Source organism: Bacillus sp. XB1 (assembly GCF_053557995.1).
In genome coordinates, this window is sequence record NZ_JBNRIL010000002.1 from 343,724 (window position 1) to 357,188 (window position 13,465).

Annotated in this window: 15 protein-coding genes; 11 read left to right on the plus strand and 4 right to left on the minus strand. The window is 35.3% G+C overall.

What is annotated here, in order from left to right; all coding sequences use genetic code 11:
- Positions 1–179 precede the first annotated feature (179 nt).
- Entirely contained in the window at positions 180–974 is a 795-nt protein-coding gene (gene motA / locus ACK1U5_RS17060; protein ID WP_000344853.1) for a flagellar motor stator protein MotA, read from the plus strand.
- Positions 964–1,752, plus strand: a complete 789-nt coding sequence (gene motB / locus ACK1U5_RS17065) for a flagellar motor protein MotB (RefSeq protein WP_001256734.1) — start codon at positions 964–966, stop codon at positions 1,750–1,752. The genes motA and motB overlap by 11 nt, the downstream gene beginning before the upstream one ends.
- A gap of 26 nt (positions 1,753–1,778) precedes the next feature.
- Here the strand turns inward: motB and ACK1U5_RS17070 are convergent, their stop codons facing one another.
- The gene (locus tag ACK1U5_RS17070) at positions 1,779–2,606 is read right to left on the minus strand and encodes a 5'-nucleotidase, lipoprotein e(P4) family (RefSeq protein ID WP_000782767.1); all 828 of its coding nucleotides are present in this window, start codon (positions 2,604–2,606) and stop codon (positions 1,779–1,781) included.
- Between the two features lie 343 nt (positions 2,607–2,949).
- Here ACK1U5_RS17070 and ACK1U5_RS17075 point away from each other — a divergent pair, with 343 nt between their 5' ends.
- From ACK1U5_RS17075 to ACK1U5_RS17085, 3 genes are all read left to right on the plus strand, one after another.
- Positions 2,950–3,834 carry an ABC transporter ATP-binding protein gene (locus ACK1U5_RS17075; protein WP_000058117.1) on the plus strand — a complete coding sequence of 295 codons (885 nt, stop codon included), beginning with the start codon at positions 2,950–2,952 and terminating at the stop codon, positions 3,832–3,834.
- A gap of 2 nt (positions 3,835–3,836) precedes the next feature.
- On the plus strand, positions 3,837–5,063 hold the full coding sequence (locus ACK1U5_RS17080; RefSeq protein WP_069605002.1) for an ABC transporter permease: 1,227 nt from the start codon (positions 3,837–3,839) through the stop codon (positions 5,061–5,063).
- A gap of 118 nt (positions 5,064–5,181) precedes the next feature.
- On the plus strand, positions 5,182–5,613 hold the full coding sequence (locus tag ACK1U5_RS17085; protein WP_000512998.1) for an Rrf2 family transcriptional regulator: 432 nt from the start codon (positions 5,182–5,184) through the stop codon (positions 5,611–5,613).
- 60 nt (positions 5,614–5,673) lie between these two features.
- Here the strand turns inward: ACK1U5_RS17085 and ACK1U5_RS17090 are convergent, their stop codons facing one another.
- Both ACK1U5_RS17090 and ACK1U5_RS17095 read right to left on the minus strand, forming a co-directional pair.
- On the minus strand, positions 5,674–6,339 hold the full coding sequence (locus tag ACK1U5_RS17090) for an aquaporin (protein WP_000913213.1): 666 nt from the start codon (positions 6,337–6,339) through the stop codon (positions 5,674–5,676).
- Positions 6,340–6,482: 143 nt separating this feature from the next.
- The gene (locus ACK1U5_RS17095) at positions 6,483–7,448 is read right to left on the minus strand and encodes a DMT family transporter (RefSeq protein WP_001201630.1); all 966 of its coding nucleotides are present in this window, start codon (positions 7,446–7,448) and stop codon (positions 6,483–6,485) included.
- A gap of 100 nt (positions 7,449–7,548) precedes the next feature.
- On the opposite strand from ACK1U5_RS17095, the gene ACK1U5_RS17100 reads away from it, so the two are divergent.
- Positions 7,549–8,121, plus strand: a complete 573-nt coding sequence (locus ACK1U5_RS17100) for a helix-turn-helix domain-containing protein (protein ID WP_000661924.1) — start codon at positions 7,549–7,551, stop codon at positions 8,119–8,121.
- A gap of 61 nt (positions 8,122–8,182) precedes the next feature.
- On the opposite strand, the gene ACK1U5_RS17105 is transcribed toward ACK1U5_RS17100, so the two are convergent.
- Complete coding sequence (locus ACK1U5_RS17105; protein WP_000038411.1) at positions 8,183–8,368, minus strand: PspC domain-containing protein; 186 nt, start codon at positions 8,366–8,368, stop codon at positions 8,183–8,185.
- 183 nt (positions 8,369–8,551) lie between these two features.
- Between ACK1U5_RS17105 and ACK1U5_RS17110 the strand changes: the two genes are divergently transcribed.
- The 5 genes from ACK1U5_RS17110 (at position 8,552) to racE (ending at position 13,438) form a co-directional block, all read left to right on the plus strand.
- Entirely contained in the window at positions 8,552–9,793 is a 1,242-nt protein-coding gene (locus ACK1U5_RS17110; RefSeq protein ID WP_000219569.1) for an amidohydrolase family protein, read from the plus strand.
- Between the two features lie 97 nt (positions 9,794–9,890).
- Positions 9,891–11,186: a purine/pyrimidine permease gene (locus ACK1U5_RS17115; RefSeq protein WP_002062437.1), complete on the plus strand. Its 1,296-nt coding sequence runs from the start codon at positions 9,891–9,893 to the stop codon at positions 11,184–11,186.
- A gap of 165 nt (positions 11,187–11,351) precedes the next feature.
- On the plus strand, positions 11,352–11,576 hold the full coding sequence (gene gerE / locus ACK1U5_RS17120; protein WP_000659484.1) for a spore germination transcription factor GerE: 225 nt from the start codon (positions 11,352–11,354) through the stop codon (positions 11,574–11,576).
- Positions 11,577–11,681: 105 nt separating this feature from the next.
- Positions 11,682–12,353 carry a type 1 glutamine amidotransferase domain-containing protein gene (locus ACK1U5_RS17125; RefSeq protein WP_069605003.1) on the plus strand — a complete coding sequence of 224 codons (672 nt, stop codon included), beginning with the start codon at positions 11,682–11,684 and terminating at the stop codon, positions 12,351–12,353.
- Between the two features lie 275 nt (positions 12,354–12,628).
- Entirely contained in the window at positions 12,629–13,438 is an 810-nt protein-coding gene (racE, locus tag ACK1U5_RS17130) for a glutamate racemase (protein ID WP_000774005.1), read from the plus strand.
- Positions 13,439–13,465 lie beyond the last annotated feature (27 nt).

Below are 13,465 nucleotides of genomic sequence, written 5' to 3' on the forward strand. Positions count from 1 at the left end.
TCATAACGTAATAGAAATGCAAAGAAAATGTCAGAAAATGTGTGAATTTGTAGTATTTTTTTATATAATTCATTTCTTATCTTTCATGAAATGCATTTTTTATGTAATATATATACATAAGAAGATGTAGCGATTATCGAGAATAGAGAACTTCTTGTATAGACTGGGAGTGAATGGGAATGGATTTTGCAACAATTATTGGACTTATTTTAGGATTTGTAGCAGTGGTAGTAGGGATGGTCGTCAAGGGCGCTGACATAACAGCCTTATTAAATCCTGCCGCAGCATTAATTATTTTTATTGGTACATTTGCTGCAGTATGTATTGCATTTCCGATGAATCAACTAAAAAGGGTTCCAAAACTATTTAAAGTTCTTTTTGGTTCAAATAAAAAGGATTTAAGTTATGAACAGTTGCTAGAATTATTTGTTCATTGGACATCTGAAAGTAGAAAATACGGTATTTTGTCTTTAGAGCAACAATTAGACAAAATTCAAGATGAATTTCTTTTGCGCGGTATGAAATTTGTGATTGATGGCGTATCCGCAGAAGATTTGGAGCAGATTTTGGAATCTGAATTAGAGGCAATTGAAGAAAGACATGCAAAGGGAGCTGCTATTTTTTCACAAGCTGGTACGTATGCACCGACATTAGGAGTTTTAGGTGCTGTTATCGGTCTTGTAGCTGCGCTTGGTAACTTAACTGATATTGAAAAGTTAGGTCATGCTATTTCGGGTGCGTTTATTGCAACGATTTTTGGTATTTTTTCAGGTTATGTATTATGGCATCCATTTGCAAATAAGTTAAAGCAAAAATCTTCAGCTGAAATTGAGAAAAAACGTTTAATCATTGATTGTTTATTAATGTTACAAGAAGGTACATATCCGTTTATTATGAAGAACCGCATTTTAGGTGCACTTTCTGCAACTGAGCGTAAAAAGCTAGAAAAAGGAGCAGAAAAAAATGCGGAGTAAGAAAAATAGAAGAGGCAAAAAGAAAAAACATGATGAGCATATCGATGAAACATGGTTAATCCCATATTCTGATATGTTAACGTTGTTATTTGCATTGTTTATCGTTTTATTCGCAATGAGTAGTATAGATGCTGCGAAGTTTAAACAGATGGCAGTTGCTTTTCGAAGTGAATTAGCTGGGGGAACAGGTAACAAAGAATTTTTAAGTGATCAAAAGCCAAATGATGAAAAAGAATTATCAGCAAGTAGCCTTGAGGCAGAACAAGCAAAAAAACAAGAAGAAGCTAGGGCTAAAGAAAAAAAAGAGATGGATGAATTGAAAGCATTACAAAAAAAGATTGATCAATATATTAATGAAAAACAATTATCTTCTTCTTTTCAAACTAAATTAACTGAAAAGGGATTAATGGTGACAATATTAGAAAATATACTGTTTGATTCGGGGAAAGCAGATGTGAAATTAGAATCTTTAGGGATTGCAAAAGAGATGTCTAGCTTACTTGTTTCAGCGTCACCTCGTGAAATTACAGTATCGGGTCATACGGATAATGTCCCTATTGCCAATGCGCAGTTTGCGTCGAATTGGGAATTAAGTACGCAGCGGGCAGTTAATTTTATGCAAGTATTACTGCAAAATAAAGAATTACAACCAGAAAAATTTAGTGCGATTGGATACGGAGAATACCGTTCAATTGCTCCAAACGATACACAAGAAGGAAAGGCAAAGAATAGACGTGTGGAAGTATTTATCTTGCCTTTAACAGAGAAAGTAAAATAAAAGAGGATGGCGAATGCCATCCTCTTTTATTTTACATCAAATGATTTTAAGTTGTCGCGACGGATTTTATCTTTTTCTGCATCTGATTTTTTGAAATCATAATCATATAAAGCGCCTTCCCAATCGCCATACATTGGATTCGGGAAAATAATGAATTTCTCACCAAATTGTGCTTTTGAATCTGCTACTGTTTGGTTACGATCTTTTACAGATTTTCCATCAAAACCTGTGAAATCAGATAAGTTATCACCGAAGAATAAGACAATATCATGGGTTTGAGAAACGAGTTCACGGCGTTTTTCTTTTCCTTTTTCTTTCGGATCTTGTAGTAATATATGTTCTTTCGTTGCTTGAGGAGCACCTACACGCTCAAGATTTTTAATTGTTGCATCTAGTTGATTCGTTTTACGATTTGAGATGTAGTAAATATCTACACCTTTAGACTCTGTATATTTTAAGAAATCAATTGCACCTGGAAGGGCTTCAGCTTCAGCTTTGTTAATCCAATCATCCCATTTGTAAGGATAGCCTTTGCCTGTTTTTACGCTCATTGCCTGATGAGGACTGTTATCTAAAACAGTTTCGTCTAAATCAAGCACGATAGCAGGTTTTTTCTCTGTCCCTTTTGCAAGAATTGCATCAAGCTTTAATTGACCAATGTTGTACCCTTGGTAGTAAAGTGCTTTCGTTTCACCGGCTGTTTGATACCATAAATCAGCCATTAATTGTTGTTCTGTTAATTTTACTTTCTCTTCTTTCGCCACTGTTTTCTCTGGTGTTCCTGAACATGCTACAAGTGATGTAGATAGAACCGCTACAGATAATAAAGTGGTAATGCCCCTCTTCATCTTCATATGTATCCTCCTTGATGTTAGAAAATCATTTTATATTATATATTAAAATATAATATTTTTATATGAACATTTGCATATTGTCTTTTATATATATAGTAGTATGTCCTATATTAGAAAGATGAGCAAAATAATAATAGTTGTTTTGACAAGTTTTATTGTCGTAATGACAATTATAATTGACAAAAAGAACTTTTTTATTTACAATTTTAACTAAATAGAGAAAATGATGGATTCATGACGATGTTTACATATAAGAGGATGAAGCGCGGTGCTATATTTTGTCTTGAATAAACATAGTCTTTGAAAGAGAGTACGAATGATACTAAAGGGGAGGCTTTATACTTTGAGTTTACAAATTCAAAACTTAACGAAACAATTTGGGGAATCAAAAGCAGTTAACGGTTTGCAAATTTCGTTACCAAAAGGTGAAGTACTAGGGTTACTTGGACGAAATGGTGCAGGGAAAACAACAACAATCAAAATGCTTCTCGGATTATTAACGCCTAATGAAGGTTCGATTACATGGGATGGAAAAGCATTTGGAAATAGTGGTGTAACAATTGGGTATTTACCAGAAGAAAGAGGTTTATATACAAAAAGTAGAGTAATAGATCAGCTGCGATATTTTGGTAGATTAGAAGGAATGTCGAAGAAAGAAGTAGATCATGCTATTGATCACTGGTTAGAGCGTTTAGCGATACCAGAATATAAATTTAAAACGGCTGGAGAGCTTTCAAAAGGGAATCAGCAAAAAATCCAATTAATTGCTGCTCTTCTTCATAATCCGGAACTTCTCATTTTAGATGAACCATTCAGCGGTCTTGATCCAGTTAATGCTGGGATGTTAGCTAGTATTATTGAAGAACAAGTACAGAGCGGAAAGACGATTATTTTATCAAGTCATCGTATGGAACAAGTAGAGGCTTTTTGCCAACATGTATGTATTTTGAAAAAAGGTGAAGCAGTCGTAAAAGGACAGCTAAGTGATATTAAGAAAGAATACGGTTTCCGTAATTTAACGATTGAAGATACAGTAGAGAATGAAAAGGGATTAGAAGCTATACATGTATCGTATGAAAAACAACAAGGCCTTCTTTATGTGAAAGTACAAGACGATGCGGAAGCTCTCAAGATTTTGCAACAGTTGCAAGAGCAAGGTGTTAGCTTACGACAATTCAAAATGTTAGAGCCAACGTTAAACGAAATCTTTGTAGAGAGGGCGAAATAACGATGCGTAAATTTTCTCACGTATTTTCATTTTATTTTAGGGAAGCGTTTTTATCTAAGAAATCATTAATTACGAGTGCGATTTTATTTTTAGTTGTGTTTGGGATTTTTGCATTTAATCATTTTACTTCAGGCGATGATAAAAATAAGGATAAAGATAAAGTTGCAGTTGTAGTAGAGAGTTCCACATATAAAGTACAAAAAGATGAGCTAAATAAGCTATTGCCATCAGCAAAAATAACAATTGGTTCAAAGGATGATTTTGATAAACTGCATAAGCAAGTAGAAGAAGGCGATTTAGATGGTCTATTCCATGTGACGGAAAAGGGTGGGGCTCCATCGATTACATATATGTATAATGGATTTCCAAGCCAAGCAACTTCTGCAATTATGGCAGGATATTTAAAGCAACAATATACGATGGTGACGATTGCCAAAAATAATGTTTCACCAGAAATTGCACAGCAATTACAAACAGAAATTCAAGTAAAGCAAGAAGCGATAAAAGATCGTACATCTTCTTTCGGAATTGCCTATTTCTTTACATTTGCTTTATATATGTTTATTGTAGCGTTCGGAAATACAATCGCAATGAATATTGCATCTGAAAAGGCGTCACGTGTAATGGAAGTAATGCTTCCGAAAGTGAAGCCTCTTACGATGATGTATGCGAAAATTTTAGCGGTTGTTTCAACGGCGTTATTGCAACTTGTCATATTGGCGTGTGGTTATCTTATTCCATATTTGTTAGGTTGGGTCGATTTAGAAAGTGCCTCACTATTTGGTATTCCAATTGACTTTACGAAATTAGATGTAAAGGTTATGAGCATGTTTCTTGTTTATTTCATTACGGGATATTTACTTTATGCGATGATGTATGCTGCTGCTGGAGCTGTCGTGTCTAAGACGGAGGATTTACAAGCTGTATCTTTCCCGGTAATGATTTTAATTATGGCTGCATTCTTTATTAGTATTAAATCATTAAGTGATCCGAATAGTACTATCGTCGTTGTAAGTTCTTACATTCCATTCTTTACACCGATGGTTACCTTCTCACGTATTGTAGCTGGTGAAGCAGGTATGCTAGAAATTACGATAACATTAGCAGTCTTATTGGCGACAATTGCGGTATTAAATGCTGTTACAAGCCGCATTTACGTAAACGGCGTAATGAATTACTCAGATAAAGTGAAATTTAAAGATTTAGCGAAATTTATAAAGCGTCAATAATGAGAGAAAAGCGTGATTTCTTATTGAAATCATGCTTTTTCTTTATGTATAAATTAAAAATAGTATATAATGATAAGAGTCGTCTTTTGATAGAATGAATAAAAAGGAGGGTGTGCAGATGGGGATTAGTAGTCGTTTTACAGTAGGTGTTCATATGCTGACATTACTTGCGATAGATCGAAACTCTCGCTGTACCTCTGAATGGATTGCCGGTAGTGTGAATACAAATCCAGTTGTGATTCGTCGCATTACAGGAATGTTGAAGAGAGCAGGACTTGTTGATGTACAAGCTGGTAAAGGTGGTACGACACTTGCTCGAGATTTAGAAGAAATTACATTACTTGATGTATATAAAGCAGTGGAAGTTGTAGAAGAAGGACAGCTATTTTCCTTCCATGAAAATCCCAACATTGAATGTCCAGTAGGAGCTAATATTCAATCAGTATTAGAAATTATTTTAATGCAAGCGCAAGAAGCGATGGAAAACGTACTTGCAAATGTAACGGTAGATCAATTAGTTACAAATTTAAAGTCTAAAATGAAAGAATAAAAAAAGCGAGCTTCCTCATAATGAGGGCTCGCCTTTTTTTATTCAGAAATATTGAAAATTCTATTTTTCAGTATTTAAAATGAATTTACCTACGATAGCTGCGAAGATACCACCAAGAATTGGTGCTACGATGAATACCCATAGTTGAGAAAGTGCTTCTCCACCAACAAATAAAGCTGGTGCGATACTACGAGCTGGGTTAACAGATGTTCCAGTTAACGGAATTCCTAATAAGTGAATTAAAACTAATGTGAAACCAATTACTAGTCCAGCTAAAGAAGAACTTCCTTTTTTACCTGTTACAGCAACGATAACTAAAATAAATACGAAAGTTAAAATGAACTCAACTAAAAATGCTCCAGATAAACCAAGAGTTCCGAAACCATTTTGTCCTAAATTATCTAAAGGTGTTTTAGCAGATTTTAAAATTGTTACTAACGTTGCAGTTCCTAATAAACCACCTAAAATTTGAGCTAATACATAATAACAAAGTTCCATAGCGTTCATTCGTTTGTTGATGAACATAGCTACTGATACTGCTGGGTTAATGTGACATCCAGAAATTGTTCCGATGCTATATGCCATAGCTACAATAGATAAGCCGAAAGCCATAGCGATTCCTAATGTTCCAATTCCTTCAATTCCGCCGCCAGTGACAGCTACTCCAGTTCCGAATAATACAAGTACAAATGTACCAATAAATTCAGCGATTGCTTTTTTTAACATAATTTACCTCCTATTAATGCGCATGAAACGTATTATAACATAAGTTTTAGTATAAGCAGCCAATGAAATACTATTCTGATAAGGCGAAATAGGGGGACAATAAAAAAGAGTATGGTTCATCTCTATAGAACCATACCCTTTTTTTATGCTGATTTTTTCTGTTTAACGACTGGAACAGAACGGTTTAAAATACTATTTGCAACCATTCCTAACATGATAATAATCATTCCGATGAGAGAAAGTCCTCCAGGGAGTGAACCATTTAAGAAAATGATTTCTCCAAGTACGGTAAAGACCATCGTTCCAGCTTGTGTTGCTTCAACAGCTCCAAGTAGAGCGAGGTTATCTTTTGCTAAGTCAGTAGCAAAGAAAAATGTCATCGTTGCAATAACGCCGGAACATAATGCTAACAAAAATCCTTGAAGCATTTGGTTGGATGTTGGAATGCCAGTAGTAGAAAATCCGTATATACCAAGCAAAATTGTTATAGGAAGACTTCCAATTGCCATTCCTAATACACGTTGGAACGTATCAAGGCGTCCACCAACAAGCTCCATCATTTTTCGGTTACCGAACGGATATAAGAAAGCGGCTAATACGACAGGTAAAAAACCTGAAATGAACTGAGTCATTGTAATATGGCCTGCGGCAGTTGCTTGCATACAAATTACACCAAGTAAAATAAATAATGCAACATATAAGCTACGAAGTGGAATTTTTCCACGTACAAGTTTCGTACCTGATTTTGTTTCTATTTTCACGAAAAATAGTGGTGATAGTAGTAAACCAGCTAAAATCGTAACTTGCCAAGTTCCAGCAACGAGCCAAGCTGGAGAAAAGACAGCTGCGAAACTTAATAAAGAATAAAAACCAATACCGGCAACAGAACCCCATCCGATCCATGCCAATGGATGTTTTTTTAACTCTTCCCATAATCCCCTAAAGTTTTTGCGAAATAAAACGATAAGGAATAAAATAGGAAGAGCAAATAAAAAACGGAAGGAAGCTGTCCAAGCCCAGCTCGTTCCAGATACATTCATTGCTCTATTAATAATAAAGGTTGCAGAAAAAAAGGCCGATGATAAAAGACCTAATAAAATTGCGCGCATGAAGTATAGCACTCCTTTTGGAAATAAATAATTATGTATAGTATGATATACTTTTATTCATTAAAAGTAAACTATTTTATATTTTAAGGTGGTTTTATATATGAAAGAAAATGAAGATATGCAAACGAAAGAAGTCATTCAACAAGTTGGACAGTTATTGAGACAAATTCGAAATGAACAGAAATTAAGTTTAGAAGAATTAGCCCATAAAACAGGAGTTAGTAAATTAACATTAGGAAAGATCGAAAGAGGGGAAACAAATCCGACACTAGCTGTCATTTGGAAAATAACGAAAGGGTTATCAATTCCTTTATCCAGATTAATGGTTGTTGGAGAACCTGTAGCTGTTGCGCGCTGTGGAGAAGGATTTGCAGTAGATGAAGGACAAGCGTGGCATTTAGAAACGATGTTCCGTTATACGAAAGAAACAGGGATGGAAATGCACCGTGCTTGTTTACGATCAAATAGTATATATGAGCCAGAAGCTCATCATGAAGGTGCGATTGAGCTTGTAACGGTAATGAAAGGGAAAGTGTCTATTCAAGTGGAGAATGATGTATACGAATTAAATGAGTTTGATTCCATTCAATTTGAAGCGAATAAGAAGCATATTTATAAAAATGAAGAAGAAGAAGTGGCGGTATTACATTTAACGATGAAATATTCTTCATGAAAAAATCACCTATAGGATTCTATAGGTGATTTGCTCTTCTTAAGTATGTGAAATAATGCCGTTAGTACGAACGTGGCATAAGTAATAAACAAATGAAATAAACTAAAAATCCTGTCCCAAAACATAAAACAGCAATAACCCAAATGATACGAATAAGAGTAGAGCTAATATCAAAATATTCTCCTAAACCACCACATATACCAAATAGCATTTTATCAGTTTCGGATTTACATAACTTTTTTGACATATTCCAATCAACTCCTTTTTATATCAAACTGCATACTTTTATTCTATATGGAAATTTATGAGAAGACTATGGGGTTGTATTACATTTTTTTGTGAGAAGTGATCGTATTAATTGTCTTAATTTTCAGTGGATATTAAACTTGTAGTTATGAGGTGATTTTTAATAAAGGGTGGGGAAATAGAGATGACAGTATATTGGTTGACTAACGTAATGCTTGAATCAGGATATACATATGAAGAAGAGAGAATTTCACAAACAGAAACAGAATTATGCAGTTTACTTATTGAAGATGGTCGAATTAAAAAAATTATAAAAGGGATTGTTCAAGAGGAAGATATAGTAACTTTTGATGCTAAGAACTTATTAATGTTGCCAGCTTTCAAAGAGATGCACATTCACATTGATAAAACATATTATAGTGGCCCATGGAAAGCTTGTATGCCAGCAGAAAGTATTTTTACACGTTTTAATGAAGAAGAAAAAATTTTACCAAAGCAATTAGCGACTGCCCGAAATAGAGCGGAAAATATGCTAGAGTTACTACTGCAAAATGGTGCAACGAATATTAGAACGCATTGTAATGTCGATCCGATTATTGGGCTTGGTAATCTGGAGGCGACGTTAGCGGCATTAGAAACATATAAAAATCGAGTGTCTAGTAGAATTGTTGCGTTTCCGCAACATGGATTATTGCGCAGTGATTCTGTGCAACTCGTGAAAGATGCGATGCGTATGGGTGCTCATCTAGTCGGAGGAGTAGATCCAGCTACAGTAGATAATGACATTGAAAAGTCATTACATACAATTATGGATATCGCAGTAGAATTTAATGCGGATGTTGATATTCATTTGCACGATGCGAATAATCTTGGAACGTTTACGATGAAGAGATTGGCAAGTTTAACAGAAGAAGCAGGATGGCAAGGCCGTGTAACGATTAGTCATGCACTTGGACTTGGTGGTGTTACTGATAAAGAGGCTGAAGAAGTGGCAGAAAGACTCGCAAATGTAAATATTGATATTACTTCAACAGTGCCAATTGGTAAACAAGTAATCCCAATTCCGTTATTAGATAAAAAAGGTGTTAAAGTTGCATTAGGCAATGATAGCATTACAGATCATTGGTCACCGTTTGGAACAGGTGATATGCTTCAAAAGGCGAATCGATTAGCAGAGCGTTTTGGGTGGAGTGACGAAAGGTCTTTAGGAAAAGCACTCCGCTTTATTACAGGAGGAAAAGAAACGTTAAATAATGAAGGGAAGCGAGTATGGCCGAATGTAGGGGATGAAGCGAGCTTTGTTTTGACGAATGCGACATGCGCTGCTGAAGCAGTAGCGCGTCAAACAGAAAAACGTTTAGTCGTGTATAAAGGAAATATTGTTGTTGGAAGTTTAAATGAGGTGGAATTAAATAATCTTGTGTAGAAGAATCGTTTAAATATTTTGAGGAGGGTTCTAATGGTGAGTATAGAACTCTTCTTTTTTATTCTTACAATATATTTTTATAGGAAAGCTAGAAGGGATGAAAAAATTGGACAATCAACATAACCAAAATCATATTATGGGAACTTTGCAATGGTTTATATTTTTATTAGCAAATTCAATCGCACTACCAATTGTCGTTGGCGGATTATTTCATCTTACGACGGAAGAAATATTTTATTTAATGCAGCGTACGTTTTTTGTAGTTGGTATATCTTCTTTTTTACAAGGGTGGCTTGGGCATAGACTGCCAATTGCGGATGGGCCGGCTGGATCTTGGGTTGGTGTATTTACCGTACTTGCTTATGCAACGGCCGGACAGGATCAATTACATAGTACACTGCAAATTTTAGAATTAGGAATGATAATCTCCGGTGTTATTTTAATAGGATTAGGAGTAACTGGTTTTATAGGACGTATTTTATTTTTATTTACGCCGCTTGTGACAGGGACGTTTTTACTTTTATTATGTTTACAATTAAGTGGTGTATTTTTAAAAGGAATGTTAGGAATTACAGCTACTATTTCTCAAATCGACGGATTTACAGCAATGATCGCGTTTAGTATATTTCTGTTCGTTATTATACTATCTAATTTTGGAAAAGGCTTTGTCAAAAGTTATGCAGTTTTAATAGGATTAATTAGTGGGTGGATTATTTTTCTCATTGCAGGAAAAGTGACAATCCCATCTCAAGTAACTCATTTTGTGCAACTTCCACATATATTTGCTTGGGGACTTCCAAAATGGAATACAGGTATGGCTGTATCAAGTTTCGTTATGGTATGTATTTTAGTTTCGAATACGGTGGCAGCTATTATAGCAATTAATCAAGCAACTATTCATAAAGCGACTATTGAACAAAAACAGTTGAAAGATGGAACATGGGTTGGGGGGATTTCACATCTCATCTCTTCTGTATTTTCAACTGTAGGTGTCGTTCCGTTACCAGCAACGGCAGGATTTATACGTTTAACAAAACAAAAGTATATACGATCGTTCTTAATGGCATGTGCATTACTAGTCGTAATGTCTCTTTTTCCAAGTATTATTCGTTACTTAGCATCTTTACCATCAGCTGTTGCATCGGCTGTTTTAATGGCTTCGTTCGTACAGTTAATTGGAATTGGATTTAATAATATAAAACAAGTGCCGATGAGTGAAAGGAATGTAACGATCTTAGGCGTTGCAGTATTATTTGGCAGCGGCGTAATGTTTTTACCGTCTGGAGCACTCCAATCCTTGCCGTCTATTATGCAATATATATTCGGTAATGGTTTATTTGTAGGTACGGTTGTAAGTATATTGCTAGAACAAATATGGCGCGTTGGAAAGTAAGTGGATAAAAAGAGTGTACGCACTGTATAAAAGTCTAAAATAACATAGGAAATAAAGCCCATTTTTATTCACCACCTGCACATTTCGTTCATACAATATCTTGACTAAATAAACACCCAACTTACACATACACAGCTCTGGCTTAAGCAAGGAGGGTTATACCAGTTGAAGGAAAAAGCGTATCAATCTAAACCTTTACTCACAAAGAGAGAGAGAGAAGTATTTGAATTGCTGGTTCAAGATAAAACAACGAAGGAAATTGCAGGTGAACTTTTTATAAGTGAAAAGACAGTTCGCAACCATATCTCAAACGCAATGCAAAAGCTAGGGGTTAAAGGACGTTCACAAGCAGTTGTGGAGCTTCTTCGTATGGGAGAGCTCGAATTATAAGAAAGCAGCCGACTTTTATATAAAAGTCGGCTATTTTTTGTTTGCTTCACTTGCTATATGAATGATAAGAACACTCCATACATAAATAGGTAATAAGGAGGGGATATGTTGAAAAGGATACTGTTAGTTTCAACAAGTGCTCATGATATGAATGGACACCCGACTGGTTTGTGGCTGGAAGAGCTCGCAGCTCCTTATCATGTATTTAAAAAGGCTAAGTTTGATGTTGATATTGTGTCAATAAAAGGTGGGAGAGTACCTATAGATAGAGTGTCTATTCCGAATGGTATACCTCGCGAATTCAAGCATGTAGCTTCTTTATTGCAAAATACGAGGCCGATTTCAAATGTTCATTTTCCGGATTATGATGCGGTTTTATTTGGTGGTGGGCACGGGGCGATTGTAGATTTTCCAGGTAATCCATATGTAGTAAATTTGATTGAGAATATGTATAACAATAACCGGATTGTAGCGGCTGTTTGTCACGGAGTAAGCTCCTTAGTCGGTGTGAAAAATCAGGATGGCTCGTTTTTTGTTGCGGGTAAGCGTATAACAGGTTATACAAACGATGAAGAAAGAGCTGTACATTTAGAAAAGCGCGTTCCGTTTTTGCTAGAAAGTAAGTTGAAAGAAGAAGGAGCTTTGTTTTATGTAGCCCCCAATTTTACGCCACATGTAGTAGTAGATGGTCATTTAATTACAGGACAAAATCCACAGTCTAGCGTGGAAATAGGTAAGGCTATAAAAAGGGCTGTAAATAAATTATCGTCATTTTAATTTCTGCTCATTTCTTCTTATTAATGGGAATGTCTTCTTTTCAAAAAAAGATGGAGCAATGAATATGCACTTTATATAGAAGAAACCGACTTTCTTATAGAAGGTCGGTTATTTTTCTATCTTGCAAATTACGAAAAAAAGGAGCAAAATAAAAAAGGTCCTAGTCTATACATGGGCAAATGAAAATTTTCATACAGAAGCATTTGAAGTGAGCGAACTTAAAGTGTGTAAAATATAATGATAAACATAAAAGATGATGAATGAGAAAACGGGTGATGAAGTTGAATAGAGCAATCGGTGTTATCGATTCAGGAGTTGGCGGTTTAACAGTAGCGAAGGAATTAATTCGTCAGTTGCCGAAAGAGCGTATCATATATTTAGGAGATACAGCACGTTGTCCTTATGGTCCACGTTCTCGAGAAGAAGTACGTCAATTTACGTGGGAAATGACGGAGCATTTACTAGATTTAAATATTAAAATGTTAGTTATTGCGTGTAATACAGCAACTGCAGTTGTATTAGAAGAGATGCAAAAACAATTACCAATTCCAGTAGTAGGAGTTATTCACCCAGGATCACGTACAGCTTTAAAAGTGACAAACACGTATCACGTTGGGATTATTGGAACGATTGGAACGGTGAAAAGTGGTGCATACGAAGAGGCGTTAAAGTCTATTAATAACCGTGTTATGGTAGAAAGTTTAGCTTGTCCACCTTTCGTTGAACTTGTAGAGAGTGGGAATTTCGAAAGTGAAATGGCGTATGAAGTTGTAAGAGAAACGCTGCAACCACTGAAAAGTACCGATATTGATACACTTATATTAGGTTGTACACATTATCCGATTTTAGGACCTGTTATTAAAAAAGTAATGGGAGATAAAGTGCAACTAATTAGTTCTGGTGATGAAACAGCACGTGAAGTAAGTACAATCTTATATCATAGTAAAATGTTGAATGAAGGAGAAGAACAAAGCGATCATCTCTTCTTAACAACAGGAAAAATAGGCTTGTTTAAAGAAATTGCATCAAAATGGTTTGGTCAACCGATTGAAAATGTGAAGCATATTCATTTAGAAAAAGAATAATAGTAGAATTTATATAAGTGAGCTCCT

Excerpts from the sequence above, each read along its gene's own strand:
- motA (WP_000344853.1), top strand. The coding sequence starts at position 180 with ATGGATTTTGCAACAATTATTGGACTTATTTTAGGATTTGTAGCAGTG.
- motB (WP_001256734.1), top strand. The coding sequence starts at position 964 with ATGCGGAGTAAGAAAAATAGAAGAGGCAAAAAGAAAAAACATGATGAG.
- ACK1U5_RS17070 (WP_000782767.1), bottom strand. The coding sequence starts at position 2,606 with ATGAAGATGAAGAGGGGCATTACCACTTTATTATCTGTAGCGGTTCTA.
- ACK1U5_RS17080 (WP_069605002.1), top strand. The coding sequence starts at position 3,837 with ATGCGTAAATTTTCTCACGTATTTTCATTTTATTTTAGGGAAGCGTTT.
- ACK1U5_RS17085 (WP_000512998.1), top strand. The coding sequence starts at position 5,182 with ATGGGGATTAGTAGTCGTTTTACAGTAGGTGTTCATATGCTGACATTA.
- ACK1U5_RS17090 (WP_000913213.1), bottom strand. The coding sequence starts at position 6,339 with ATGTTAAAAAAAGCAATCGCTGAATTTATTGGTACATTTGTACTTGTA.
- ACK1U5_RS17095 (WP_001201630.1), bottom strand. The coding sequence starts at position 7,448 with ATGCGCGCAATTTTATTAGGTCTTTTATCATCGGCCTTTTTTTCTGCA.
- ACK1U5_RS17100 (WP_000661924.1), top strand. The coding sequence starts at position 7,549 with ATGAAAGAAAATGAAGATATGCAAACGAAAGAAGTCATTCAACAAGTT.
- ACK1U5_RS17105 (WP_000038411.1), bottom strand. The coding sequence starts at position 8,368 with ATGTCAAAAAAGTTATGTAAATCCGAAACTGATAAAATGCTATTTGGT.
- ACK1U5_RS17110 (WP_000219569.1), top strand. The coding sequence starts at position 8,552 with ATGACAGTATATTGGTTGACTAACGTAATGCTTGAATCAGGATATACA.
- ACK1U5_RS17115 (WP_002062437.1), top strand. The coding sequence starts at position 9,891 with ATGAAAAAATTGGACAATCAACATAACCAAAATCATATTATGGGAACT.
- ACK1U5_RS17125 (WP_069605003.1), top strand. The coding sequence starts at position 11,682 with ATGTTGAAAAGGATACTGTTAGTTTCAACAAGTGCTCATGATATGAAT.
- racE (WP_000774005.1), top strand. The coding sequence starts at position 12,629 with ATGAAGTTGAATAGAGCAATCGGTGTTATCGATTCAGGAGTTGGCGGT.